Annotated in this window: 30 protein-coding genes, 1 tRNA gene and 1 riboswitch; of the genes, 11 read left to right on the top strand and 20 right to left on the bottom strand. The window is 40.8% G+C overall.

Annotated features, from left to right (window positions below; translation table 11 throughout):
* Positions 1-360: 360 nt before the first annotated feature.
* On the bottom strand, positions 361-1752 hold the full coding sequence (locus ACE1B6_RS22380; RefSeq protein ID WP_413259489.1) for a malic enzyme-like NAD(P)-binding protein: 1392 nt from the start codon (positions 1750-1752) through the stop codon (positions 361-363).
* Positions 1753-1973: 221 nt separating this feature from the next.
* Positions 1974-2114 (bottom strand): hypothetical protein, encoded by a 141-nt coding sequence (locus ACE1B6_RS22385; protein WP_413259490.1) that lies wholly within the window; start codon positions 2112-2114, stop codon positions 1974-1976.
* Positions 2115-2324: 210 nt separating this feature from the next.
* Here ACE1B6_RS22385 and ACE1B6_RS22390 point away from each other — a divergent pair, with 210 nt between their 5' ends.
* Positions 2325-3314 (top strand): SGNH/GDSL hydrolase family protein, encoded by a 990-nt coding sequence (locus ACE1B6_RS22390; protein ID WP_413259491.1) that lies wholly within the window; start codon positions 2325-2327, stop codon positions 3312-3314.
* A gap of 2 nt (positions 3315-3316) precedes the next feature.
* Here the strand turns inward: ACE1B6_RS22390 and ACE1B6_RS22395 are convergent, their stop codons facing one another.
* Positions 3317-4348 carry a Gfo/Idh/MocA family oxidoreductase gene (locus ACE1B6_RS22395; RefSeq protein WP_413259492.1) on the bottom strand — a complete coding sequence of 344 codons (1032 nt, stop codon included), beginning with the start codon at positions 4346-4348 and terminating at the stop codon, positions 3317-3319.
* Positions 4349-4594: 246 nt separating this feature from the next.
* On the opposite strand from ACE1B6_RS22395, the gene queC reads away from it, so the two are divergent.
* Positions 4595-5269 carry a 7-cyano-7-deazaguanine synthase QueC gene (gene queC / locus ACE1B6_RS22400; RefSeq protein ID WP_413259493.1) on the top strand — a complete coding sequence of 225 codons (675 nt, stop codon included), beginning with the start codon at positions 4595-4597 and terminating at the stop codon, positions 5267-5269.
* Positions 5270-5310: 41 nt separating this feature from the next.
* Positions 5311-5757, top strand: coding sequence for a DUF29 domain-containing protein (locus ACE1B6_RS22405; RefSeq protein WP_413259494.1), 447 nt, complete (start codon positions 5311-5313; stop codon positions 5755-5757).
* An 8-nt stretch (positions 5758-5765) separates the two neighbouring features.
* Here ACE1B6_RS22405 and ACE1B6_RS22410 read toward each other — a convergent pair whose 3' ends face one another.
* Both ACE1B6_RS22410 and ACE1B6_RS22415 read right to left on the bottom strand, forming a co-directional pair.
* Positions 5766-7271, bottom strand: coding sequence for a hemolysin family protein (locus ACE1B6_RS22410; RefSeq protein WP_413259495.1), 1506 nt, complete (start codon positions 7269-7271; stop codon positions 5766-5768).
* A gap of 38 nt (positions 7272-7309) precedes the next feature.
* Complete coding sequence (locus ACE1B6_RS22415) at positions 7310-8029, bottom strand: hypothetical protein (protein ID WP_413259496.1); 720 nt, start codon at positions 8027-8029, stop codon at positions 7310-7312.
* Positions 8030-8190: 161 nt separating this feature from the next.
* On the opposite strand from ACE1B6_RS22415, the gene ACE1B6_RS22420 reads away from it, so the two are divergent.
* Positions 8191-8263: transfer RNA gene (locus tag ACE1B6_RS22420), tRNA-Ile, on the top strand.
* Between the two features lie 95 nt (positions 8264-8358).
* Here the strand turns inward: ACE1B6_RS22420 and ACE1B6_RS22425 are convergent.
* Entirely contained in the window at positions 8359-8835 is a 477-nt protein-coding gene (locus ACE1B6_RS22425; RefSeq protein ID WP_413259497.1) for a hypothetical protein, read from the bottom strand.
* Between the two features lie 83 nt (positions 8836-8918).
* Between ACE1B6_RS22425 and pyrE the strand changes: the two genes are divergently transcribed.
* Positions 8919-9512 carry an orotate phosphoribosyltransferase gene (gene pyrE / locus ACE1B6_RS22430; RefSeq protein ID WP_413259498.1) on the top strand — a complete coding sequence of 198 codons (594 nt, stop codon included), beginning with the start codon at positions 8919-8921 and terminating at the stop codon, positions 9510-9512.
* Positions 9513-9602: 90 nt separating this feature from the next.
* Positions 9603-10145 carry a Uma2 family endonuclease gene (locus tag ACE1B6_RS22435; protein ID WP_413259499.1) on the top strand — a complete coding sequence of 181 codons (543 nt, stop codon included), beginning with the start codon at positions 9603-9605 and terminating at the stop codon, positions 10143-10145.
* A 254-nt stretch (positions 10146-10399) separates the two neighbouring features.
* Here ACE1B6_RS22435 and ACE1B6_RS22440 read toward each other — a convergent pair whose 3' ends face one another.
* The 6 genes from ACE1B6_RS22440 to ACE1B6_RS22465 form a co-directional block, all read right to left on the bottom strand.
* Positions 10400-10750, bottom strand: a complete 351-nt coding sequence (locus ACE1B6_RS22440) for a DUF5615 family PIN-like protein (protein ID WP_413259500.1) — start codon at positions 10748-10750, stop codon at positions 10400-10402.
* Complete coding sequence (locus ACE1B6_RS22445) at positions 10747-11106, bottom strand: DUF433 domain-containing protein (RefSeq protein ID WP_413259501.1); 360 nt, start codon at positions 11104-11106, stop codon at positions 10747-10749. The genes ACE1B6_RS22440 and ACE1B6_RS22445 overlap by 4 nt, the downstream gene beginning before the upstream one ends.
* A 55-nt stretch (positions 11107-11161) precedes the next feature.
* A complete protein-coding gene (thiC, locus tag ACE1B6_RS22450) occupies positions 11162-12547 on the bottom strand; it encodes a phosphomethylpyrimidine synthase (protein ID WP_413259502.1) in 1386 nt (461 codons plus the stop codon).
* 7 nt (positions 12548-12554) lie between these two features.
* Positions 12555-12648, bottom strand: a riboswitch (TPP riboswitch).
* A gap of 89 nt (positions 12649-12737) precedes the next feature.
* Positions 12738-13196, bottom strand: coding sequence for a hypothetical protein (locus ACE1B6_RS22455; protein WP_413259503.1), 459 nt, complete (start codon positions 13194-13196; stop codon positions 12738-12740).
* 104 nt (positions 13197-13300) lie between these two features.
* A complete protein-coding gene (locus ACE1B6_RS22460) occupies positions 13301-13624 on the bottom strand; it encodes a polymorphic toxin type 24 domain-containing protein (RefSeq protein WP_413259504.1) in 324 nt (107 codons plus the stop codon).
* A 61-nt stretch (positions 13625-13685) separates the two neighbouring features.
* On the bottom strand, positions 13686-14369 hold the full coding sequence (locus ACE1B6_RS22465; protein WP_413259505.1) for a hypothetical protein: 684 nt from the start codon (positions 14367-14369) through the stop codon (positions 13686-13688).
* A gap of 174 nt (positions 14370-14543) precedes the next feature.
* Between ACE1B6_RS22465 and ACE1B6_RS22470 the strand changes: the two genes are divergently transcribed.
* From ACE1B6_RS22470 to ygfZ, 4 genes are all read left to right on the top strand, one after another.
* Positions 14544-15158, top strand: coding sequence for a GNAT family N-acetyltransferase (locus ACE1B6_RS22470; RefSeq protein ID WP_413259506.1), 615 nt, complete (start codon positions 14544-14546; stop codon positions 15156-15158).
* Between the two features lie 222 nt (positions 15159-15380).
* Complete coding sequence (locus ACE1B6_RS22475) at positions 15381-16856, top strand: diguanylate cyclase domain-containing protein (RefSeq protein WP_413259507.1); 1476 nt, start codon at positions 15381-15383, stop codon at positions 16854-16856.
* A 63-nt stretch (positions 16857-16919) separates the two neighbouring features.
* Positions 16920-17303, top strand: a complete 384-nt coding sequence (locus ACE1B6_RS22480; RefSeq protein WP_413259529.1) for a hypothetical protein — start codon at positions 16920-16922, stop codon at positions 17301-17303.
* A 29-nt stretch (positions 17304-17332) separates the two neighbouring features.
* On the top strand, positions 17333-18379 hold the full coding sequence (gene ygfZ, locus ACE1B6_RS22485; protein ID WP_413259508.1) for a CAF17-like 4Fe-4S cluster assembly/insertion protein YgfZ: 1047 nt from the start codon (positions 17333-17335) through the stop codon (positions 18377-18379).
* 124 nt (positions 18380-18503) lie between these two features.
* Here ygfZ and ACE1B6_RS22490 read toward each other — a convergent pair whose 3' ends face one another.
* The 8 genes from ACE1B6_RS22490 to ACE1B6_RS22525 all read right to left on the bottom strand — a co-directional run bounded on the left by ACE1B6_RS22490 (position 18504) and on the right by ACE1B6_RS22525 (position 24196).
* Entirely contained in the window at positions 18504-19142 is a 639-nt protein-coding gene (locus ACE1B6_RS22490) for a Uma2 family endonuclease (RefSeq protein WP_413259509.1), read from the bottom strand.
* A gap of 72 nt (positions 19143-19214) precedes the next feature.
* Complete coding sequence (locus tag ACE1B6_RS22495; protein ID WP_413259510.1) at positions 19215-19502, bottom strand: (2Fe-2S) ferredoxin domain-containing protein; 288 nt, start codon at positions 19500-19502, stop codon at positions 19215-19217.
* A gap of 57 nt (positions 19503-19559) precedes the next feature.
* The gene (locus ACE1B6_RS22500) at positions 19560-20567 is read right to left on the bottom strand and encodes an NAD(P)-dependent alcohol dehydrogenase (protein WP_413259511.1); all 1008 of its coding nucleotides are present in this window, start codon (positions 20565-20567) and stop codon (positions 19560-19562) included.
* A 216-nt stretch (positions 20568-20783) separates the two neighbouring features.
* On the bottom strand, positions 20784-21758 hold the full coding sequence (locus ACE1B6_RS22505; protein WP_413259512.1) for a cysteine synthase A: 975 nt from the start codon (positions 21756-21758) through the stop codon (positions 20784-20786).
* Between the two features lie 106 nt (positions 21759-21864).
* Positions 21865-22407, bottom strand: coding sequence for a pentapeptide repeat-containing protein (locus tag ACE1B6_RS22510; RefSeq protein ID WP_413259513.1), 543 nt, complete (start codon positions 22405-22407; stop codon positions 21865-21867).
* 50 nt (positions 22408-22457) lie between these two features.
* Complete coding sequence (locus ACE1B6_RS22515) at positions 22458-23042, bottom strand: Uma2 family endonuclease (protein WP_413259514.1); 585 nt, start codon at positions 23040-23042, stop codon at positions 22458-22460.
* Positions 23043-23181: 139 nt separating this feature from the next.
* The gene (hisIE, locus tag ACE1B6_RS22520; protein ID WP_413259515.1) at positions 23182-23829 is read right to left on the bottom strand and encodes a bifunctional phosphoribosyl-AMP cyclohydrolase/phosphoribosyl-ATP diphosphatase HisIE; all 648 of its coding nucleotides are present in this window, start codon (positions 23827-23829) and stop codon (positions 23182-23184) included.
* Between the two features lie 154 nt (positions 23830-23983).
* Positions 23984-24196, bottom strand: coding sequence for a ChaB family protein (locus ACE1B6_RS22525; RefSeq protein ID WP_413259516.1), 213 nt, complete (start codon positions 24194-24196; stop codon positions 23984-23986).
* Positions 24197-24317: 121 nt separating this feature from the next.
* Between ACE1B6_RS22525 and hemL the strand changes: the two genes are divergently transcribed.
* A complete protein-coding gene (hemL, locus tag ACE1B6_RS22530) occupies positions 24318-25616 on the top strand; it encodes a glutamate-1-semialdehyde 2,1-aminomutase (RefSeq protein WP_413259517.1) in 1299 nt (432 codons plus the stop codon).
* The last annotated feature ends 206 nt before the right edge of the window (positions 25617-25822 follow it).

Below are 25822 nucleotides of genomic sequence, written 5' to 3' on the forward strand. Positions count from 1 at the left end.
TTGCTCTTTGTTTGGATATAATCTTACCTTTAAACCTATCAACATTTCTCTGTTAATCCGGGAATTAGTAACAGTATAACCTGGGAAAATGTCAAGGTCAAATTATATCGATTCGCTATGCTCAATCTGAGGTTTTGGTCATAATTCATCTCCCGGTAAGCTGCGCTGTACCGGGAGTCTTCTTGCGACATTGAGATAATGTAGCAGCGAATTGTAGCGTTGTTAGCGAGCATCCTAGTTTGTAAGGGCGAAGCATCCCGATCGATCGGCTATTGATGAGAAACAGAGATTTACTACCGGAATGCTTTGCCCTTATTCTATTTCACTGAAATCTCCTGCCTGAGAGCGATCGCCTTTTTCTTAACAACGAGCGACACCTTCTAGGCGTGCGGCTTGTTGAACGGCACTGGCAACAGCTGTAGCAACTCGTTTGTCAAACACGGAAGGAATAACGTGCTCTGCATTTAGTTCCGTGGGACTGACTAGGGAAGCAATGGCATAAGCTGCTTCTAAATACATAGTAGTGGTGATGGTGGTGGCGCGACAGTCTAGGGCACCACGGAATACCCCTGGAAAGGCTAAGACGTTGTTAATTTGGTTTGGGTAGTCGCTGCGACCTGTGGCGATCACGGCGGCATCTGAGACGATGTATTCTGGCTGAATTTCGGGGATGGGATTAGCCATTGCAAAAACTATGGGGTCTTTTGCCATTGATTTGACCATTTCCGGGGTGAGGACTCCGGGGACGCTAACGCCGAGGAAAATGTCTGCGCCTTGGAGGGCTCCGGCGAGGGACCCTTGGGCTTTAACGGCAAATTCGCGTTTTTCTTCGTTGAGGTCGGTGCGACTTTGGGAGAGGATACCTTTAGAGTCACACATCCAGATGGATTCTGCTCCTGCTTTTTTGAGTAGGCGGGCGATCGCAATTCCAGCTGCACCTGCACCGTTAATCACAATGCGAACTTCTGATAAGGATTTTTTGACTAGTTTCAGGGAGTTAATTAAGGCTGCTAAACTAACGATCGCAGTTCCATGCTGATCGTCGTGAAATACGGGAATATCTAATTCTTGTCTGAGTCGCCTTTCGATTTCAAAACAACGGGGTGCGGCGATGTCTTCTAGGTTAACGCCTCCGAAGACTGGGGCAATGTTTTTTACGGTGTTAACTATTTCGTCGGGATCTTGGGTGGCGAGGCAAATGGGGAAGGCATCAATGCCAGCAAATTCTTTGAATAACATGGCTTTGCCTTCCATGACTGGTAATGCACCGCCGGGGCCTAAGTTGCCTAGTCCTAAGACGGCGCTACCATCGGTGACGATCGCTACTGTGTTTTGTTTAATGGTTAAGCTGTAAATTTTTTCTGGGTCTTGGGCAATGGCGGTGCAAATCCTACCCACACCTGGAGTATAAGCCATTGCTAGGTCTGATTGGCTTTTTAAGGGAATTTTGCTGTTGACGCTGAGTTTGCCACTGCGATGTAGATTAAAGGTGCGATCGTAAACTTCTAAAATTTTGATATCGGGGAGTGCCTTCACTGCTTGGATAATCTCTTCGTCTTGTTCCAAGCTGGCAGCATCAACGGTAATTTCCCGAATCGAAACGTGGCGTGATTGTTCGATTAAATCAATTTGTCCTAGATTACCACCAACGGAAGCGATCGCCTGAGTTACGCTGGCTAACATTCCGGCGCGATTAGGTAATTCGATGCGAATAGCCAAACTATAACTAGGATTTGGTGTAAGTTGTACCATGTTTTCTTCTTGCCTCAGTTAACGTTGCTTTCTGGTAGTTTGCCCAGAAATTTAATATTTTCTATTACAACGTCCTCAGATTAGAGGAAGAAAAGCTGTTTTATTGTACTAACTCACACCAATTTAAGAGTTGATGGGGAGGTGGGGAGATGGGGAAGTGGGGACAAGGAGACGATATAACTCAAAACTGCCTCTGTGCCCCTCTGCCTTTTGCCTTTCTTTTAGCCGACGGTGTAAGCGGAACTGATTGCCCAAATGATTAAGCCGATAATCGTACCTAGAACTAGGATGGCTGAAATAGTTACGGCTGTGGGAGTGTCGGCTCCCTCAAATTTCATGATGCCACGATTTAGGTCTGTCATAATGCCGTATATTCCTCCTGTAGAGTGCTGCTAAGTTTTAGAAGTTAAGCATTTCAAATAATAAGTTAACTAGTTGTTGCTAGCTTCGTCTATTATCATTAGTTACAAAAACTCAAAAATTAAACATATCTTTAGAAAGTTTTTTGGCACTGAAGTGCTTAGAACGAACCGAAAATTATAGATGAGTTAAAGTTAGGGAGATGAAGAATTGTGAATTTTTTGGTGATAGTTTTGCTGGTGGTGTTTGTTTTATGGTTGGTTTTGGAGGTGGGGTTACGATCGCGTTTTGGGTTTGGTAATCCGTTAATTTATGTTGCAGATGCCGAGATTGGTTATTTGCTAGGGCCGAATCAGCGAACGCGGAGATTTGGGAATCGGATTGAGATTAATGAGTATTCGATGCGGGGTGGGGGAATTTCTCCGACTTGCCCGGAGTCAACTTTGCGGGTGTTGTTGTTGGGAGATTCGATCGCAAATGGTGGTTGGTGGACCGATCAAGATCGGATTTTGTCGGCAACAATTGCCAGTGAGTTAAAGGCAAATTTGGGGGAAAATGAGTTTAAAGAAGTGGAAGTTTTGAATGCTTCAGCAAATTCTTGGGGGCCGAGGAATGAGTTAGCTTATTTAAAGCGATTTGGTACTTTTGGGGCGCAAGTTGTGGTGTTGTTAATTAATACTGACGATCTATTTGCGACTGCGCCTTCTAGTGTACAGGTGGGACGCGATCGTAATTACCCAGACAAAAAGCCTTTATTGGCTTTACAAGAAGTTTTTATTCGTTATGTTTTGCCAGCACCAAATATCCCGGAATTAGCTATTTTGAATCAGGAGGCTGGCGATCGAGTTGGGTTTAATTTAGCAGCTATTGAGGAGATTTTGGCGATTGCAAAATCTAAAAATAGCAAATTTTTGCTGGCAATGACACCATTATTGCGAGAAGTTGGCGAACCTGGCCCTCGTGATTACGAAATTAAAGAACGCCAACGACTTACCGAATTCACTGCCAGCAAACAAATTTTCTACCTGGACTTTTTGCCAGTGTTTAACTCTGCCGAGTCAAAAGAAAGTTTATATAGGGATCATATTCACCTCAGTTATCAAGGTAATTGCCAAGTTAGCCAAGCAATTACTAAATCTATTGGACAATTATTAGAGCTAAAATCATCAGCCATTACAGACAGGGAAGAATATTTTGGCTGAATTTAAACCTGCAAAGGCGATTGATTAATGCGCTCTACTTCTCTTTGATGCCAAACTTGACCATCAAGAGCCATTTGCTCAATTGAGCTTGCTAAACGCAAAGCTTTTAGAGCTTGTTCGCCGCCGACGGAAGGTTGATTACCACCACGCACGCAATTGACAAAATGCTCTAATTCTGCGTGCAGTGGTTCAATATTACTGGTGTAAACTTTCTCAATTAGACCATCTTGCCGATAGAGTACTTGACCGTAATCAGTCATGCAGTTAGCGGTAGTTTTGCGATGAATCAGAATTTCATTATTGAGAAAGTCAGCTTCAGTCAAGGAATTTTTACAATGGGCCGCAATGCGGCGGATTTTCCGATGGGTAACTTTGCTAGCTGTGAGAGTTGCCACAATACCATTACTAAAGCCTAAAGTGGCGGTCACGTAATCTAAATAGCCAGAATCGGAGGCACGGCTACCACTGGCGGTTAATTTCACCACTGGGACAGCTGCTAATTCCAGCAATAGGTCGATGTCATGGATCATTAAATCCAAGACGACGGAGACATCGTTAGCTCGGTCTGAGTAGGGGCTCATGCGGTGTGCTTCTAGAGCCAGCAGTTCTTCGGTTTTCAGGACTTTGCTGAGTTCTTGAAATGCTGGGTTAAAGCGTTCAATATGTCCGACTTGGAGAATGCGCCCGGATTCAGCGGCAGCATTCACTAGACTTTCAGCTTCGTTGATGTTAGCCGCGATCGGTTTTTCAATCAAAACATGAATGCCTGATTGCAGACAGGTCATTCCTACTGAATGATGCAAGCGAGTCGGTACGGCAATACAAACTGCCTCTACATGGGGCAGTAAGTCGCGATAATCTTCAAAGAAGCGGACGCGATACTTGCTGGCAGTATCTAAACCGCGTTCGACGTTAATATCTGCGACACCGACTAGTTCTACATCTTTGAGTAGGCTCAACACGCGGGTATGATGTTGCCCCATGTTACCCACACCGATGACCCCGATTCGCAACGGTTCTATACTTCGTTGCATATATGCGTTTGCAAATCTCACGGAGATGCTTTCTTGCACTCTGGTATGCTCCTACACCACGCTTGGTCTTTTTACTTATAGCCGTCAAAAACCATCCAGATGGTAACATAGTGACTCCATTGATTAAGAATTTATAAGCAGACTCAAAGTTCCTACACAGGTTAAGTTGACCCAAACGGGTTTTTATGCTTTGGCGGAAAACGTCGTCAGCAGGAGCTAGGAGCAGTTTAGAGGGGGGGAAAGATTATGAAAGCGGTGGTTTTGTTATCTGGGGGTTTAGACTCGTCAACTGTGCTCTATCAAGCTCTGGTGGATAGGTTTGATTGTTACGCGCTTTCCTTTGATTATCAGCAGCGTCATCGCCGGGAGTTGGTTGCGGCGCGAGATATTGCGTGTTCTGCTGGTGTCAAGGAACACCAAGTAGTCAGCTTTGATTTACGGTTGTGGGGTGGTTCGGCGCTGACGGACGATCGAATTGATTTGCCTGACGATCGATCGCTTTCCGAGATGGGAGGAAGTATTCCAATTACTTATGTTCCGGCGCGAAATACGATTTTTTTGAGTTTTGCGCTGGGATATGCGGAAGCGATCGATGCCTCCAAGGTTTACATTGGTGTCAATGCTTTAGATTATTCTGGTTATCCTGATTGTCGTCCTGATTACATCCAAGCGATGCAGGAAGTTTTTCGTTTAGGAACTAAGCAAGGTCTTGAAGGTGAGCCGATTCAAATTGTTGCGCCGTTAATTAATTTGAAAAAGACGGAAATTATTCAATTAGGTAATAGTTTAGGTGTGCCTTGGTCAAAAACTTGGTCTTGTTATGCTGGTGGGGAAAAAGCTTGTGGTGTTTGTGATTCTTGTCGGCTACGTTTGGCAGCTTTTCAAGAGTTAGGTTTAAAAGATCCAGTAGAGTATTCTTAATAAGAACCGTTAATTAAAAACATCTTTATGGGAGGTCTAATATGGAGATAGTTTCTAGTTCTCACCTCTATGAAACCGATTTTTATGCTTGGACTCAAGAGCAAGTTAGTCTGCTGAAAACTCAGCAATGGGATAGATTAGACAGGCTTAATTTGATAGAGGAAATTGAAACTTTGGGTAGGAAAGAAAGGCAAGAATTACGAAATCGATTAGGTGTTTTGTTGGGGCATTTACTCAAGTGGCAATTTCAATCAGAAAAACGTACTAATAGTTGGTTGGGTACTATTCGTGAACAACGGATTCAAATTAAATTGCTTTTGCAGGATAGCCCTAGTTTGAAACCCTATTTAAGTCAAGGTTTCCTTGATGCTTATGAACTAGGTTTGGCTTTAGCAATTAAGGAAACTCAGTTAGACGAAAAGGTATTTCCCGAAGTTTGTCCTTATCTTCCAGAAGAAGTGATGAATCCAGAATTTTTTCCTAATTAATTGGATATTTAATCGGAAATTATATCTGAATCAGAGCTTTTATTATGGATGTTATTTGTTGGGTAATTTTCTGTTTCAGTTCCACTGTTTAATTCGTTTTTCTCTTGAATAAAATCTGATGTGGAATCGAGACGACGAATGCGAATTTGATGTAACCTTGGCCCTTCAGCAGAGATAACTGTAAGTTCTAAGTTTTTATAATGTAATCTTTCTCCAATTTGGGGAATTTTCTGAGCTTCGTAAAGTAAGAAACCTGCTAAAGTGTGGTATTCATCGGTTAAGGGTAAGTTTAAATCTAGGAGGTCGTTAAGTTCTTCTAAGTTGATTTGAGCTTGGACTAAAAATGTTTGTTCATCTAAACTTTGGATGATTAATTCTTGGGGGTTTTCGGGTTCGTTAGCATCTCCGATTATTTCGGCAATTAAATCATTAATTGTAACTAATCCAGCGGTTCCGCCAAATTCATCGACTACCATGACCATTGGCAGATGCGATCGCTGCATCATCGGCAATAATTCACTCAATGGTGTATATTCGGGAACGAATCTTACGGGACGAATCCAAGGTTGAATGGCAGTGTCTAAATTTAAGTTTCCTTGGGCTAAAGGTTCGGCTAATTCGATAAAGTCAATAATCCCCCGAATATCATCTAAAGATTCTCCCATTACGGGGTAGCGGGAGTGACGATTAGCACCGATTTCATAAAGTAACATTTGGAAGGTGGCGGTGCTGGGAATAGCGGCAATACTAATGCGGGGAATCATCACTTCTCCAGCGGTAATATCGCCAAATTCAAAGACGTTTCTTAATAGTTCTCTTTCTTCGGCTTCTAATCCTGTAGACTCGGTAGAAGTGGTAATAATTTGTTGTAGTTCTTCGGGAGTAACTGGTGGTCGCCAACCTTGTCCGGTGTAACGAATTCCGCCTAGTCTTAATAAAAAGCGAGTGGATTGATTTAAAATCCAAATGAAGGGGTTAAAAAAGCGGGCGATCGCTAAACTTGGTGGCCCTAAAAATCTAGCTAATTGTTCCGAATAAAGTAAAGCGACTGATTTCGGACACAACTCGCCTAAAACAATTTGTAAATAAGCAATCAGGAAAAAAGCTACGGGAACGGCTAAAGTATGAGCCATCATTTGATTTAAAGATTGGGGTAAGGGGAGGCGAGTCAAAAAGCTAGCGACTAAAATCGCCATTGTATTTTCGCCAATCCAACCCAAAGCTAAACTCGAAAGGGTAATTCCTAGTTGGGTAGTTGAGAGTAAGCGATCGATACTTCGTTGCAAATCCTGAACGGTTTTTGCCGGAATATCGCCGGAGTTAACTAGTTGGTTGATGCGCGATCGACGCACCGAAACCATCGAAAATTCAGCCGTAACAAAAAAAGCGTTGATTGCAATTAGCAACAACACCGACAAAATCCGAAATAAAACATCCGACCAAGTTAAGACAATGGGAACTTGATTAATCAATCCCAAATTAGCGACTAACAAAACCACAACAGTGGCAAACATTTAAGGAAAAAGTATTATTACTAAAAAACGGTTTCTAACTAATTATTAGGTTTGGTAATGGGGATACCAGCAGCTTGCAGACGAATCTTTTGATCGGGATAATCTGTTAACGTCAAAGAAAGTTGCTCTGCATTTTCTAAGATCGAATTCGGAATATTTACTGTTCCCGTAAAAGCCTGACTATTAGCAGGTAATTCTCCTGGTAAACCCTCTGTATTAGCACTCAAAGGTCGTCCCCAATTGTCAGTAAGATCTAATAAGGTATAAACAAACTGTACTGGTTGAGAGCTTTCATTTTTTAAGCTAACATCCAGCAGTAAAAAACCTTCTTGCTGACGAGTTGAGCGAATTTCCAAGACTACGCCCTTATCTTGGGCGGTAATGGGAAAACCGGGCTGAGTTGGTGGTTTTTGAGCAGCCTCAGCTTTAGCCACTAACTTTTCTTTTGTATTACTGTCTGCTTCTTTTTTTTCTGGTTTAGTTTGCTTGCCTCTTTCCTGTATCCGAGTTTTTACAGACTTAAGAATCTCGGCTTCTTTGAGAAAAACCAGGGGTTTGGAAGTCAATTGAGACTCCTTCTGGTTCTTTCTGGCAGTAGGGCGAGCATCTGGTTGATTGACACCTTTGAGAGCTTCCCTACCTAAAGCGAACCCCCAAATTCCACTCAAAAAGCCCCCGCCAAACATCAGTGCTAGCAAAGTAATTGTCAACACTGCTGTTGGGTTCAATTTTTTGATGGATGTTATATTTTTCGCCATTTTGCTTCCACTAACGCTCAATTATACTCAGCTAGGATTAAAGCTTGTCGGATTTACCTGATTGATTATACAATTAAAGAGCTTATCGCTCTTGATGTGCTTAAAGTGGTATTATAGTATTCTCTGTAAAACTACTACCGCTTTCTAAGCAAAAATTTTTCCGGCAGTTGGCCGAGCGGATTAGGCAGCGAACTCATAATTCGCCTCAGGCAGGTTCGACTCCTGCACTGCCGATTTCAAATTTAGCGGAATTAACTCTAGCTGTGTGTAGCAAGGAATTCAGTCTTGCCTGTGTTGGGGAAGAGGACTAAAGTCCCTACTACAAACTTTTATTGTGGGGGTAGTTCTTGGTTATAAAGTTCAACTCCGGGAACTGGTCTTTCGATCAGATCGGGAAGCAGTAATAACACAGAGGTATTGTAGGGATTAGGTAAATTTCTAGTGCGAATCACTGGATCGCTAGTGTTTTGTAATCTCATGGCTTCTACATAAAGGTTATGAACTGTTCTACCGTCTTCAGTGATTTCAATTTCTGGATAATTTCCCTGTAGCAAGTTCCAGCTGGGGCCAAAAATAAAGTAAAGTTGTCTGGGAAAAACTTGATTTTGATAAACTGGCTTACCGTTGTTGTAATAAGCACGGTTCATTGCTTCATCCAAAGTGTAAACGCTCAAAGGAAAGGGGTTTACACAATCTATGCCGTTTGTACAATCTACTCCGACTTGAGCTTTGGCAGTAGTGGCGAATAAACTAGTAGCAGCAGTCAGTGTTAAGGCTGCGATCGAACTGCTCAGGCGCATGACCATAAATTTCACCCTCACTTTTTTCCAAATATTAACCTATCTTTCAGTTTAAGATCGTTGTTGGCTGATTTAGATTAATTACTGTAATGACTAGTGGAATTAAAAGTTCATCTGATTTGACGAGTTTACGGCAGCAACTACTAGATTTATTTTGTCAGTTGGCGTATCAATCGGGGGATTTTGTGCTGTCTTCTGGGCAAAAGAGTTCTTATTACATTAATGGTAAACAGGTGACTTTGCATCCGCAAGGGGCTTTGGCGATCGGGCGTTTACTTCTCTCCATGTTACCGGAAGATACGCAAGCTGTTGCTGGGTTAACTTTGGGTGCAGATCCGATCGTATCAGCTGTAAGCGTAATTTCTGCTTTGGAAAATCGCCCAATTCCCGCTTTAATTGTCAGAAAAGAAGCTAAAGGTCATGGTACAAAAGCTTACGTTGAAGGGCCAAATTTACCCGATGGTGCAAAAGTGGTAGTTTTGGAAGATGTGGTAACTACTGGACAGTCTGCAATGAAGGCGGTGGAGAGATTGCGCCAAGCTGGTTACACTGTGGAAGAAGTGATTTCTTTGGTGGATAGAAAGCAGGGTGGTGAAGAGTTTTATCAGTCTGTTGGGTTGAAGTTTTCGGCGGTTTTTGGAATTGAGGAAATTCAAGAACGGGATAAACAGTTAAAAGTTTAAACTAAAGTTATACCGTTGCTTTATGAAGCTGCGCCTAAATTTATTTAGCGCATCTTCATCCAGAATTGGTATTAGGAAGGTCAAAATATTATGGTTACTGCGACGAATGTTAAACAGCAAATCTTTTCTTTAGAAGATTATATGCAGAATCCACCCGAAAATACTGAATGGGTGAACGGACAACTGATTGAAAAAAATGGGATGACTTTTAAACATAGTGTAACTCAATCTAGGCTTGATTATTTCTGGAGGAGTTATGTTCGATCGATCGAACAAGGAGGAGAAGTTGTCACCGAAGCAGCTTGTCGCACTAATAAACAAGGTCGCCGTCCAGATATTGCTTATATTACTCGTGAAATGATCGAGCAATATGGCGAGTTTGAAGTGTTACCTCAAAGTTTTCCTTTAATAGCTGAAATTGCTTCGCCAACTGATACAGTTGAAGATTTTTTTGCTAAAGCTAAAGAGTATTTAGATTCTGGTTGTCAGGAAGTTTGGTTAATTTTACCAGAAAATAAGTTGATATTTGTAATTACCGAAAGTCACAGATTATGCTTTGGTGTTGGTGAGGTAGTGAGTACACAAGTTATGTTACTGGGATTTAGTGTTGCGGTGGATGAGTTGTTAGGTTGAATCAAGGTAAACTCAGATCTTGCACTTGCGCTGTTAGCCCACCCGGAAATCAATTTCCGGGCTAATAGCTCAAGTCCATTAAAATGGACTGAAAGCATAAGAATTGAAAGTATTTAGTCCTCTTTAGAGGAGTTTAGCTATAAGAAAAGCGAATTGATTCGCAGGCGGATTTTGAGGCTGATGTAAGATTTGAATAAACACAATTATTTGGCTGAAAATACTTACAATTATATAAAGAGCGATCGCACTACCAATTACAAAGGTAAGTAAATAATTCTATTAACCCACTCTTCAGTATTAGACGCAGACCAAACTATAATTAAAGTTTCTATAACTTCAAATATTGAAAGCTTTTTAGGTACGATTATCAACCCCGGACTTGTTTCATTGCTAATAAATTCAGCAAAGTATCTTGGCATAGTCCTTTGATCGTGAGAAACAAGAATTCTCCCTCCTTGTGCTGCAATTTCTAATACTTGTGTGTCTGTTAAACCGCTTAAACCTGCTGTTGTAGCTGTTTGAAAATCTATTTCTGGTTCTCTTCTTAATATACCAGTTACAATGTTTTGGTTGAGGTCTGCATCTGCCTGAAAGCGAATAGTCATACTTTTTGCATTTGGGCATCAGCTAATTTTTTGTATAGCAAAGGATTTGCTTCCTTCGCCGCTTTTCGCTGTTCCGCAAAAATAACTTCTCCTTCTTCCAGATAAGCATCTATTTCAGTTCGATTTGCTAAGTAAAATGTAATTGAGCCATAAACTTGTTCAAGGGTTAATGTCGGAAAAGCTTGGGCAATACTTTCGGGTGACATACCGTTTAAGAAGGAATAAACTATTGAATCTAAGGAAACACGAGTTCCCGTTATTCGGTAAGATCCTTCTTGCTTTTCAATGTATTCTTTAGTAGTTACCATGTCAAAGTCTTTATTTTTAAACAACAGTATTTTTGCTTGTAAATCCATTGCTGTTTACCAAGGTAAAATATTAAGGTGGGATTTTTCCCACCCTACTTTAATTTTAGATGCTAGGAACTGCTACAGATTCCTGATCTTTTGCCAAGAATTTCTCTAATTCTTCCAATGCTTCGGCATCAACTTTTGTTTGCATTGGGCAGAATTTTGGCCCACACATTGAGCAGAATTCGGCGGTTTTGTAGATGTCTGCTGGTAAGGTTTCGTCGTGGTATTCTTTGGCCCGATCGGGATCTAATGCCAATTCAAATTGACGATTCCAATCGAAATTATACCTGGCTTTGGAAAGTTCGTCATCGCGATCGCGTGCTCCCGGACGATGACGCGCAATATCCGCAGCATGGGCAGCAATTTTATATGCAATTAACCCATTTCTCACGTCTTCTGCATTGGGTAAACCTAAATGTTCTTTAGGCGTTACATAACACAACATTGCAGTACCATACCAACCAGCCATTGCTGCCCCGATCGCAGAAGTGATATGGTCATAACCAGGAGCAATATCTGTCACCAATGGCCCTAAAACATAGAAAGGTGCTTCGGAACACTCTTCCATTTGTTTTTTCACATTAAACTCAATTTGATCCATCGGTACATGACCTGGCCCTTCGACCATTACTTGCACATTATGTTCCCAAGCTTTGCGAGTTAATTTACCAAGGGTTTTTAATTCAGCAAGTTGGGCAGCATCGGAAGCATCATGAGTACAACCGGGGCGCAAAGAATCGCCTAAACTAAAAGAAACATCGTATTTCTTAAAGATTTCAATGATGTCTTGGAAGTGAGTGTAAAGCGGATTTTGCTTGTGATGATGTAACATCCACTTAGCAATAATTCCGCCACCACGAGACACAATTCCTGTTAGGCGAGATTTCACTAATGGCAAGTATTCAATTAAAATACCTGCGTGAATTGTCATGTAATCAACGCCTTGTTGAGCGTGTTTTTCAATCACATGAAGAAAGTCATCAGGGGTAAGATTTTCCATCCTGCCATAGACGCTTTCTAATGCTTGGTAAATTGGCACTGTACCAATGGGAACAGGGGAAGCTTTAATAATAGCAGTGCGAATTTCATCTAAGTTTCCGCCACCTGTGGATAAGTCCATCACGGTGTCAGCACCATATTTCACCGACAATTTCAGCTTATTGACTTCTTCTTCAATATTAGAAGAATTAGGAGAAGCACCAATGTTGGCATTAACTTTGCACTTGGAGGCGATGCCAATACACATCGGCTCTAAGTTAGGGTGGTTAATGTTAGCAGGGATAATCATCCGTCCCCTTGCTACTTCATCCCGAATTAACTCAACTGGGAGATTTTCCCGTTGGGCGACGTAGTGCATTTCTTCGGTGATCACACCCTGACGGGCGTAGTGCATTTGAGAGACATTAGCTTCCCCACGCCGCTTGGCGACCCATTCTGTTCGCATATTTGATTCCTCGGATAAACAGCTTCCCTCCGCTGGTATTACCCAGTCTCAGGTACTAAGGGTCTAATCTCAGCCCAAAATGGGCACCCCTAGCTTGGATGTAGATTGTATCACCTTGGATTGGTGGTGAGTTAGGGTATGTTAGGAAAATTTTATAAAATGTGTAGGAATGGTAATTGCTGTTGAATTGTTATAGTATCTGGCAGAATGCTACCACAACAGTATATTCATCTCGATCGCAAGTAACTTGAAAATTGCGATCGGGATAAAGTGATTTTAGGCGACTCGTCCACATTTGAGAGAGTGCATTTCCTAAATAATATAAGTTATCGATCCCAACTTTCTCTGTACCTGGTAGCAAATCATCAATATGCAGATGATTCATCACTTTTTCAATTGCTGTCATGTCTTTGCCAAGTTTAGCTTTCCACTGTTCGTAGGTTTCTTGATTAAAAGTTTCAGCTAAAAATATTCCGCCTTCATGTTCTATAATATCAGGTAAAAATAGTTTGGTGAATGCGATCGCTATTTCCGCATTAGCGACACCAAATAGATAATCCCAAAGTGAGAACTCTTCGTCGTTCACTTGTTTCCATTGCTGGAAATCAATTAACTGTTCTGGATTTAATGATATTTGTTTTATAGCCATCAGCTTTACAGCGTTACACAACCAGAGAATGATTGATTAGATCGACTTAGATTCTACTTTAGTCTATCATTACATAATCTCTACACAATCATGCAACGCCTAGTTTAGGCTATTTCTGTTGCTGTTGCTGGTCGAACTAATTTTTCAGCTTGTATAAAAATATCTCCAATTGGATTTTTGTTATGTTTATACTCAACAACGTGAGGTGTAGAAATACCTGCATGAGCTTTTCCCGTCAAATCCACTCGTTTAATTGCTCGTCCATTATCATCGTAGACAATGTAGCTAGTTATATTATTTCCATCCATGCGATAGCGAACTTCTCTGGGATTTGCACCATCTAAGAGAAATTTGCCGCTAACTTGGGTTGCATTAGCTATTAGTATGCTGGCTGAGATACCAACTGTCCAGTCAACTGGTTTAGGCATTTGGTTTAGACATTTATAGATTTTATTTTTAGAGCAAGTAATGTTTTGGTTTTGATAGATATTACTTCGGTTTCATAATAATTTTTGTAAAGTTAGTAATAAATTCTCGTAGAACTTCTTTTGAACTAATAGACACCTGCCATGCGTAGGGGAAAAGCTTATCTTCTGTTAATATTAAATAGGTTTCTCTATCGGCGAAGTCTTCTATGTTAAAATTTTCTGGTTTTTCATAAATCATCTGCTCTGAAATCTCGTCATAATAATAAAGTCTGAATTCACCTCTAGTGTCTCCCCGAAAAACAGTTTGGTATTTGTCTTTTATTGATTGCAAAAATATATCTTCTTTGCTGGGAATAACCCAAATTATTCCTAATATATTAAATTCATAATCAGTATCACCATAAGGATAATCATAATTAGAAGGCCCCAGACACTCTTCTATTTTTAAGCTTTCTTGCTCTAAAACACCTTTGCTTATAGAAATATATAAAGTTTCTTTGCGCTGTGCTAAAACAAGTTGATAACGTTTATCACCTTTTCCGGGGTTTTTAAGGCGATAACCTATATATTGAGATGTCCTTTTTTCCTCAAACTTCTCATAAAAACCCATTTCAGTCAGCATACTGATAGCCAAAGACAGCAAATCTTCGCCACCTTGAATCACTTGGATATTCGTAGAGACTAAACGGGGAACGCCGTTTTCTACCTCAAAACGCTGAATGACATCGTAGATAATCTTGGACATGGGCTAACTCCCAAAAACCTTGGTTAAGATTCTTGGATATAGCATAACCGTTATTTTGGAGTTTGCCAATAACCTTAGCTAAGATTTTTAGATTTTGTTGGAAAGAGCAACCCCCAAAGAGGCAGCAAAATCATCAAACGCTATACTCTATCTGTAAAACAGGCAGATGCACCAATGACAGACAACGAAATCATTCGTCTTCAAGCGCCGCAATTTCCAGCAGCAAGCGAAGTACTGGCAAAAGCGTTCGAGAATGACCCAGTTTTTAGTTACATTTTCCCGAAAGAGGATGAAGCTAGAATGGGTAGAATCAAGCAGCTATTTCTCGTTTCATTGCGCTACAGCCAGCCTTTTGATTCAATTTATACAACTGATGATTTAAAAGGTGTGGCAATTTGGGTACCCCCTGGAAAATATCCAATGGGTTTCTGGCAAACTTTTCAGTTAGCTTTAACTATGCCTTTTAAACTGGGTTGGGGAGGGATGAAACGGGGAATTCCGCTATTTAACAAAATAGAAGAATGTCATCAAGAATGTATGTCGGAACCTCATTGGTACTTGAACGTACTGGGTGTTGACCCTGCTTATCAAAATCAAGGTGTGGGTGGAAAGCTGATTGAACCAATTCTCAAACAAGCAGATGGGGAAAATTTGCCTTGTTACTTAGAGACTGATAGCGAAAAAAATGTTAGTTTTTACCAGAATCGCGGTTTTCAGGTGATTAAGAGTTTTGATTTGCCTGGAAATGACCTGTGTGTTTGGGGAATGAAGAGAGAACCGCAGGTTTAATTTGTGGGATGGGTTAGGTACTAAAACGGAAACTTGTGACTTCTATCACGAGTCAAAAGGCGATTCACTCACAAGAAAACTAAGGTTTATCGCACCTTATTTATACCTAATTGTCACAGGAATTGAACTTGGCTAGTCACTTTAACTGCTGGCTAAAAAAGGAATACTGTTAAGCGTCCTCAGTTTGTACTAACAGATACTTTAATGGTCAGTAAATTCTCCATGTCTCAACCCAGATTTACTACTCAAATTAACCCACCCTCTAAAGCTGGGCTAATTTTTATTATAAGCAATAGTGCTAATAATTTTGAATTGTTGACGAAATTATTAACGGAATCACGATTTAATGTAGTAGTAGCTAAAAATGTTGATTCAGCGATTTATCAGGCTGAATATGCTCGACCAAAGTTGATGATTTTAGATATTACAGAATCAGAATTTAATGGTGTAAGAGTTTGTCAATTATTGAAGGAAAATAATATCACTAAAGATATTCCTGTGGTTTTGCTTTCTGACTCTGCCCACCAAGAGGAGAAAATTAAATGTTTGGCAATTGGTGCTGTTGATTATATCAATAAACCTATTCAGAAGGAAGAAGTTTTAGTCCGAGTTAAAAATAATATAACTATTTGTCGGTTGCAACAACAAGTTAGCGAACAGGCTCGACGCATTCAAAATCAAATGGCTATTCAGAATTTAATTGGGTTGATGCAAGAGCGAATTTGTCAGTCTGCTAAGTTAGAGGAAATCCTCAGCCATACTATCAATGAACTCCGGGTGATTTTGCAAAATGAACGAGTGTCTGTTTATCAATTTGAGCAATATTCTAACCAGACAATAAGTTTTGATTCAACAAGTTTAAAGGAGATTTATAGTTGGGATGCGAAAGATTACTCAAAAGTAAAAGCTCGATATTATACTGTTATTAATGAGTATCAAAATCAACCACCGCATCGGGAAGAAAATCAGCTTAATTTGATTCTTCCGATTCGACAGGGAGGAAGTATCTGGGGATTGTTAATTGTCGAAAATCTTTCGCCAAAACTTGAGGGACAGGAATTACAGGTGGAGTTACTTAAACAATTGACGAGACAGATAGGAATTACTATTCAACAAGCGCAACTTCATGAGAAATTAAAAACTGTTAATGAAGAGTTGCATCGCTTGGCAACTTTAGATGGTTTAACTCAGTTAGCGAATCGATATTGGTTTAATATGTATCTTAGCCAGGAATGGCAACATTTATTAATTGAAGAAAGTCAAGGGTTCCGGTTTAAAGGTAATTCAAATTGTTTGTCTTTGATTATGTGTGATGTGGATTACTTTAAGCCGTATAATGATAATTATGGTCATTTGTCGGGGGATTTTTGTTTGCAGGAGGTGGCAAAAGCGATTCGAGAAACGGTGAATCGTCCTGCTGATTTGGTGGCGCGTTATGGTGGGGAAGAGTTTGCGGTGATTTTGCCAAATACAAGTGCAGAAATGGCGTTTGATATTGCAGAGAAGATTCGGACTAAGGTTAAAGATTTACAAATTGCTCATTGTAAATCACCAATCAGCCAATTTATTACTCTCAGTTTAGGCGTGTCCAGTATTGTTCCGCATCGGGAGTCTTCGCCGGAAGAGTTGATTGCGATGGCTGATAGGGCGTTGTATCGGGCGAAGGAACAGGGACGCGATCGCACTTATATCTTGTAATAGGTTACAATGCTCCTCTGGAGAGTGATAGTCTAGAAACTATTCCCATCCAAATCGATGCCAATGAAGCCGAAAATTACAGATATGGTGGCATGGCAGCAAGCTGAGTTGTTGATGCAGCCCGCCTATCTTCGCATTGTTGATAATCTTCGTAAACAGTTGGAACAGTCTGCTTGGAAGGGTACTTATGAGGAAGTGCAAAGTCCTTTTCCGGGCTATCTACTGCGTTTGCAACACAAGGATCAAGAATTTACTATAAGTTTATGGGATCTTTGCTTTCAGGTTTGTTTTTTGGAGTACCAGCCTACTCATTCTGAACTGGAAAGCCAAGATGTTCAGATTGATACTAGTTTAATTGATGAAACTGGGGATGTAGATTGGGAAAAGTTGGAGGCGAAAACGCAACGGATAATTGAGGAGATATTTACAAATTTGCCCGCTAGTTAGTAGACTTTTAAACTTGGAGGTAAGCAAGGATGATGCAAGATTTACAAGATATTCAAGTAGCAGCTGGGGCGATTATTCAAGAGGGAGTAGCGGTTAGTTTTGGGAATGAGTGGGATGCTTTGCAGGCGGCTAGGGAAGGGGTGGCTTTGTGCGATCGATCTCATTGGGGTATAATTTTAGTTAGCGATGATGATAGATTGCGCTTTTTACACAATCAAAGTACCAATGATTTTTTATCTCTGAAACCGGGCGCAGGTTGCGATACAGTTTTTGTTTCTTCAACAGCTAGAACTATTGATTTAGTAACTGCATATATTTTAGAAGATGCAGTATTACTTTTAGTTTCGCCCAATCGTCGGGAATATTTGCTGCAATGGTTGGATAAATATATCTTTTTTGCTGATAAGGTGAAACTGAAAGATATTACTAATGATACTGCTATTTTTAGTTTAATTGGCTCGGAAAGCGAGCAAATTGTTAAAAAATTGGGTGCGGAAGAGATTATTAATCAAGCTTATGGTAATCACCAATTATTTAAGTTAGAAGATATTGAATTTCGCGTGGCTGTCGGTAGTGGTTTAGCCATTCCCGGATATACTTTAATTGTGGCTGCTGAATATGCAGCAAAGTTATGGAAGAAGTTACTAGAATTAGGTGTAGTTCCTTTAGGCGAACAAGGTTGGGAACAGTTAAGAATTACTCAAGGAAGACCAACTCCAGACCAAGAATTAACCGATGATTATAATCCTTTAGAGGCGGGGTTGTGGCAAACAATCTCTTTCACTAAGGGATGTTATATTGGTCAGGAAACTATTGCTAGGTTAAACACTTATAAAGGTGTGAAACAGCAACTTTGGGGAATCCGTTTAGCTGCGCCTGTAGAAGTGGGAAGTGTGATTAGTTTGGGTGATGAAAAGGTAGGAAAACTTACGAGTTTTACTGCAACTGAAAATGGTTATTTTGGTTTAGGTTATGTGCGAACAAAAGCTGGTGGAGAAGGTTTAAAAGTGCGAGTTGGAGAAGTGGAAGGCGAAGTTGTCGAAGTTCCGTTTTTGACTCGTGATTCTTCTCAATAGACTTTTGGAAAAAATGCGAATTCTTTCTTTTTTAACGCAGATGAATACTTCTCCATTTCTTCCCTTCGCGTTCTTTGCGTCCTACCCTGCGGGAAGGCTACGCCTAATGCGGTTCAAAAAAAACTTATTGCTGTTCTCTTACCCAAGCGCGAAAAGCTTTTAAAGTAGCAGTTTCCCCATCTATTAAACTTTGGCGAATGAAGCGAGGAATAGCATCCAAAGCTAACCAAGGAAAAGTCCGACTTTGCGATACTTGATTATAAATCAAAATTGGTTCTTGTAACAGATAAATTTCTAATTTCTGCCCATCATAACGCCAAAATTCGGGAACTCCCAGTGCAGCATAAATCGGACGTTTGTCTAAAGAACTGCTGGTAATATCAATTTCAACTACTAAATCTGGAGGAGGGTCAATTTCAAGATTAATATTTTGCTTATGCCTAACTAAAGGCTCATTTTGGATATAATAACAGGAGTCTGGTTCTGCGCCTTGTTGTAAACTTTCTCGCTTTAAAGTTAAAGAGCCAAATTTCTTTAAGTTTAAGTTTAACTCATCTGCGATCGCACGCACCAAATCATCAATAAATCGGTTGTTATTTTCATGCTCTCCCAAAGGTGTCATAATTTCCAAAAATCCTTCATAATAAGCTAGGCGAGTTGCTCTGTCTTCTCCTAAATCTACTAACAATCTCTCAAAAGTTTGCCAACTGACATTTTTTAAGATTACCCTTTGTTCGGCGGGTACGGAAGTTGCTACAATCATAAGTTTTTTAAAGATTAAGGTTATTATTGAACCGCTCCAGACGCAGAGGACGCAGAGGGAAGAGAAGGAGGATTACTTTAATTTGGGATGGAATTTAGCATAAAGCATTGTTAGGACTGGTTTATCATTTTTTAAATGTCGTTCTATGACTGCTGGTACTTCATCTGGGTTTACGCGATCGTACCAAAAACGATCGGGTTCTATCAATACCATCGGGCCATTACCACATTGTCCTAAACAGGGACTCGCAATAATAGTAACGCCGGGTACAGGATACGCTAAAAAAGCTGCTAAAACTTTCGCAGCACCAAGTTTTCGACAAGCTTTACTTTGACAAATTAAAACTGTTTTTGTAGACATTTTCTCTGAAGTAGGTTGAGTGATAAAAAACCCAACCTACTTAGATTTTGACTCAATTTAGCTAACTTTGAGGACGGCGCGATAGCGAACTTTGTTCTCGCGAACTTTCTGCATTGCTTCGTTTGCTTGTTGCATTGGGAAGGTTTCAATGATAGGCTTGATTCCAAAGCGATCGGCAACTGAAAGCATTTCCACCATCATTGCTCTTCCGCCAATCGGAGAAGACATCACTCGACGACGCTTACTAAGTAAAGAGAACAGTGGTAGCGTCAAAGGTGCGTCAGGAACCCCAACCAAAGTTAAAGTTCCATCAGAATTAAGATATTCGATGTAAGCTGCCCAATCCAGAGATGCGGGAACTGTACTAATAATAATGTCAAGTAGGCGAGTTGGTAGTGGTGGCGATTCTCCGGGAGGAACAACAACCACATGATTAGCGCCTAGTTGATGGGCGAATTCTGCTTTATCTTGAGAAGTAGTGAAAACGGTGACACTATTGCCTAACTTACTAGCAAATTGCACCGCTAAATGTCCCAGTCCGCCAATGCCAATTACACCAATTTCTTGACCGGAACTCATCCCAGCATAACGCAAGCCTGAGTAGACTGTAATCCCTCCACAGAGTAATGGTCCTGCTGCTTCCGTTTCTATGCCTTGAGGAATATGGAAAGCAAAGCGCGAGTCTACTTGAAGATAATCTGCAAAACCACCATATCCACTGATAATTAAACCTTGGTTTTCGTCGCAAAGGTTTTCGTTTCCTTTGAGACAATCGGGACATTGCAAGCAGGATGACATTTGCCATCCTACACCAATGCGATCGCCAATTTTCAAATGTCTCACTTGCGAACCTAACTCTACCACTTCCCCAATTACTTCATGTCCCGGAACTAGCGGATAACGCGAGTTTCCCCAATCGTTATCTATTACATGAATGTCTGAGTGACAAATGCCGCAAGCTAATACTTTAATTAAACAGTCGTAGTCTTGCAATTCTCCAGGGTCGAAGCTGTAATCTTTGACAGGTTCGCCTGTTTGGTAAGATGCTAATGCGTTAATTTTCATTTTTTAACCGCAGATGTTTATCGAGGTTTTTGGTGAGTTGCAAAATCTTGGTTTTTTAACCACAGATGTCCACAGATGAACACAGATAAACACAGATGTTCATGAGAGTTTTTTGTGAGGTGCGAAAATCTGTTTTTTAAACGCAGATAAATGCAGATAAACGCAGATAAACGCAGATATTTAGAGGAATTTTTGTCGCTGGGAAATGACTAATGACTAGTCTGGTGATAGTCCTTTTGAGGCTAACCATTCTCGATTATACAATCGGGATTGATAACGAGCACCACCATCGCAGAGAATTGTTACTATTGTATGTCCGGGGCCTAATTTTTTGGCAATGGCGACAGCTGCGCCAACGTTAATGCCTACAGAACCTCCCATAAATAAGCCATCTTTTCGTAATAATTGATAAATTACTCGAATCGCTTCTTGGTCATCAATTTGAATGGCATCATCAATGGGTACGCCTTCCATATTAGCAGTCACCCGACTATTACCAATTCCCTCTGTGATAGAGTTTCCTTCGCTTTTAATTTCTCCGGTTTTGGCATAACTATATAATCCGCTTCCCATTGGATCTGCCAAAATAGTTTTAACATCGGGATTTTGATCTTTGAGAAACATCGATACTCCCGCATAAGTTCCACCTGTTCCTGTGGCGCAAGTGAAAGCATCAATTTTTCCGTCTGTTTGTTCCCAAATTTCTTTTCCGGTAGTCTCGTAATGGGCAAGTCTATTCGCTAGATTATCAAACTGATTCGCCCAAATTGCGTTTTCCATTTCCGAGGCAATTCTGCCGGAAAGTCTAACATAATTGTTTGGATCTTTGTAAGGTACGGCAGGAACGGGACGAACTTCTGCACCTAATGTCCGCAATGCGTCCATTTTTTCCTGAGATTGGGTGTCTGGGATAATAATCAGGCATTTGTAACCTTTGGCGTTGCAAATATGCGCTAGTCCAATCCCTGTGTTTCCCGCTGTTCCTTCAACTACTGTACCCCCCGGTTTAAGTAAGCCTTTCTCTTCTGCTTCTTTAATAATATAAAGTGCGGCGCGGTCTTTCACGGAACCGCCTGGATTGAGAAATTCGGCTTTTCCCAGGATTTCGCAACCTGTTTCTTCGCTGAAGCTGTTTAATCTAATTAGGGGCGTGTTGCCAATCGTGCCTACAAAGCCGTTTTTGATGTCCATTTTTAAATTTATGATTAGATCGATCGCTAGGTAACAAATATTGTCAGTTTAGCAGGAGCAGTAATACAAGCAAAACAATAAGAATAAAATATAAGGATACCAGGATTTACTTTTCCCAATAACTTTTGTATGTAGGGCCAACCTCTACAGTTCCGTCAGGTAGGATGACTTGCCAAAAAAAAGTGCGATCGAAAATAACCATATTCCAATTCTTAACACTACCAAAGTTAGTTTCAATTAAAATAGATGAACTTAAATTAGCTTGAAATAAGTCAGCACCTCTAAGACTGGTACGAGTCAAATTAGCACTTTCTAAATAAGTTTTGGTTAGGTTAGAGCCTCCCAGCATTGTATCTCTTAAGTTAGCACCAGTTAGAATTGTTTCAGTCAAGTTAACCCCGATTAAATTAGCTTGGTTGAGATTGGCACCTGTTAAGTCTGCCCCGCTGAGATTTGCACCAGGCAAGTAAGCTAAATATAGGTCAGCCCCTCTAAGATTAATCCCTCTCAAGTCAAATCCTTTGAAGTTAGGGTTGGTGGATTCGAGGTATTCTAAAACCTTAGACCAATCTCTTACAGGTTTTAGTTCACTTCCGGCAAAATTCCTTTCTCCAGCAGTATAGCGGTTGATTAATTCTTCGACATTCATAATTTTTGTTGAATATCTTAGCAGATTTAATAGTAGCGAAATCGCTTCTTCTACCAAACTTTATTCATATTAAGCACAAATCCCGGCAATACTCGATCGCCGCTAACTGTTTCAGGATTATCTAAAATTTCTATTTCTTGATTTGGAAGATAAATATAAACTCGGCGATTCTTTCTATCAATTAACCAACCTAATTGTATTCCCGGTTCCTTCATATATTCTTCCATCTTTTCTTGTAAAGGTTTCAGATTATCTGAAGGCGACCTTAATTCTACTACGAAATCGGGACAAATTGGCGCGAACTTTTGTTGCTGTTCTGAGGTTAAACTATTCCACCTTTCTAATTTTATCCAAGATGCGTCGGGCGATCGTTTCGCACCCGTCGATAATGTAAATCCCGCACTGGAAGAAAACGCAATTCCTGTACCATCTTCATCTGCCCAATTCATCAATTGCTGAATTATTCTAGCTTCTCGATTTCCTGAATCTGAACCAGTCGGCGGCATTATTAACAATTCTCCCAACTTATTCTGCTCAATTTGTAAGTCTTGATTCACTTGGCAAAATTCAAAAAATTGCTCATCCGTCATTTGCAATTGTGGCGGCATCCTCAATACTATCTGTTCGGAAAACATAGTTTATTTCCTCTCATTTTACCAAACTTTACTTACATTTAAAACAAACCCAATAGTTGCGGGATTATCTAAAACTTTTTTAAAATAAATCCCGGCAATACTCGATCGCCGCTAACCGTTTCAGGATTATCTAAAATTTCTATCTCCGCCGTTCCTGCAACTTTCGATAAACTGCTTTAATATCAACATTATGATGAGCTAAAGCAACCAAAGTATGATAAAATAAATCGGCAACTTCTCCAGCAATTCCTGCTTTATCATCATCCTTAAAAGCCATCACTACTTCAGCGGATTCTTCGCCAATTTTCTTTAAAATCTTATTATCTCCACCCGCCAATAATTTGCAAGTATAAGATTCTTCATTGGGACGATCTCTGCGATCGCAAATCACCTCAAACACCTGTGATAAAGTATCAGCAGGTGGCGCAATCTTCGAGCCGTTCACTTGATGAAAACAACTACGTTCCCCAGTATGACAAGCAATATCGCCAATCTGTTCCACAGTAATTAGTAATGCGTCGCTGTCGCAATCGTAACGCATACTTTTCACATTTTGGACATGACCAGAAGTTTCTCCTTTAGGCCATAATTCCGATCGAGAACGACTCCAAAACCAAGTTCTTCCAGTTTCCAATGTTTTGGCTAAAGATTCCCGATTCATCCAAGCCATCATCAAGACAGTACCATCAAGATAATCTTGCACAATAGCCGGAACTAATCCCCGTTCGTCATACCGAATTTGCTCGATCGGGATAGACTGGTTAAGAGTCGTTAAATCAGCAGCCATAAACTTTGGTCACAAAAACAAAAGCAGAATAGATTGCTTATTGTAACTGGTTTTGACTCCCAAATTTTATTTTTTGGGACTGGGGATTGGGGACTGGGGACTAGGGACTGGGGACAAGGACAATTTTTACATAAAAGCCTTCTGCCTGGAGCCTTTAAACTAGTAAAGGATTTGACCCTAAATCGGGGGTATTATAGATATTTGCGGCTTGAGTTCTTACAGCACACCAAGCAACCTGATGAGCTTTTGACTCTTCACCGTACCAATGAATAGCACAATTGAACGCTGCTCGGTATAATTCTTGTGCAGCTTCCGAAAGGCGATCGCGCACATCTGCTGGTAAATCTTGATTGCTTTTATATAACATCTGTGTATTTACGGGTAGATGGGGGTATCGCGAGACTAACATTGTCGATCATTGGTTGCATCTATCTAAAGGCAGACTTTAAAGCCACGACAGGCAAAGACTTACAGTTAAGGAGACAGCTTTGGTGACCACCTCTTTTAAAACCACCAAATCAGAAGAAATTTTCTCAGCAGCACAGAAAATCATGCCAGGAGGCGTGAGTTCTCCTGTACGTGCATTCAAATCAGTGGGAGGACAACCCATCGTCTTTGACCATGTTAAAGGCGCTTACATCTGGGATGTTGATGGGAATCAGTACATTGACTATGTAGGAACTTGGGGCCCAGCAATTTGCGGTCACGCCCATCCCGAAGTAATTAAAGCACTGCACGAAGCTTTAGAAAAAGGAACTAGCTTCGGCGCACCTTCAGTATTGGAAAACGTCCTAGCGGAAATGGTAATTGATGCCGTTCCTAGCATTGAAATGGTGCGGTTTGTCAATTCGGGAACGGAAGCTTGCATGGCAGTATTGCGTTTGATGCGTGCTTTTACCGGACGCGAGAAAGTAATTAAATTTGAAGGTTGCTATCACGGACACGCCGATATGTTTTTGGTGAAGGCGGGCTCCGGGGTTGCTACCCTTGGTTTACCCGACTCCCCTGGCGTTCCCAAATCTGCAACCAGTAGCACTCTCACCGCACCTTACAACGATTTGGAAGCTGTAAAAGCTTTGTTTGCCGAAAACCCTGGTGAAATTTCGGGTGTTATTCTGGAACCAGTAGTGGGTAATGCGGGCTTTATTCCTCCAGATGCCGGATTTTTAGAAGGACTACGGGTAATTACGCAGGAAAATGGTGCATTGCTAGTTTTTGACGAAGTAATGACTGGGTTCCGCATTGCTTACGGTGGCGCACAAGAAAAATTTGGTATTACCCCCGATTTAACAACTTTAGGTAAAATAATTGGTGGTGGTTTACCAGTGGGTGCTTACGGTGGTAGACAGGATATCATGTCTATGGTGGCACCCGCTGGCCCAATGTACCAAGCGGGAACTTTATCCGGCAATCCCTTGGCAATGACGGCAGGGATTAAGACTTTGGAATTATTGCAAAAACCCGGCACTTACGAGTATTTGGATCGGATTACCAAAAAACTTAGTGATGGCTTGTTGCAGATTGCGAAAGAAGCTGGTCATGCGGTTTGCGGTGGTCAAATTAGTGCCATGTTTGGTTTATTTTTTACTGCTGGGCCAGTTCATAATTATGAGGATGCGAAAAACTCTGATACGGCTAAATTTGGTCGTTTCCATCGGGGAATGTTAGAACGCGGGGTTTATTTGGCACCTTCGCAATTTGAGGCGGGATTTACTTCTTTTGCTCATACAGAAGAAGATATCGATCGCACTTTAGCAGCTGCAAAGGAAGTTCTCTCCACTTTCTAGTATTTCATCGATCTCTCGCCGCTACCCCGTCTGTTTAGGCGGGGTTTATTGTTATGTATTTTTAACTAATTTGCGATTTATTTTTTTTCATTACAAACCCTTAATTTTCCGTAGTTAATCGGGTATCAATAACTTTAAGAAACTAATAAAATCACTTTAGATGGGAGTAAAACAACTAAATAGGCGATTTTATCTAGAAACTACTT

The sequence above is a fragment of the Floridaenema fluviatile BLCC-F154 genome, from assembly GCF_041929135.1.
Classification (GTDB): Bacteria; Cyanobacteriota; Cyanobacteriia; order Cyanobacteriales; family Aerosakkonemataceae; genus Floridanema; species Floridanema fluviatile.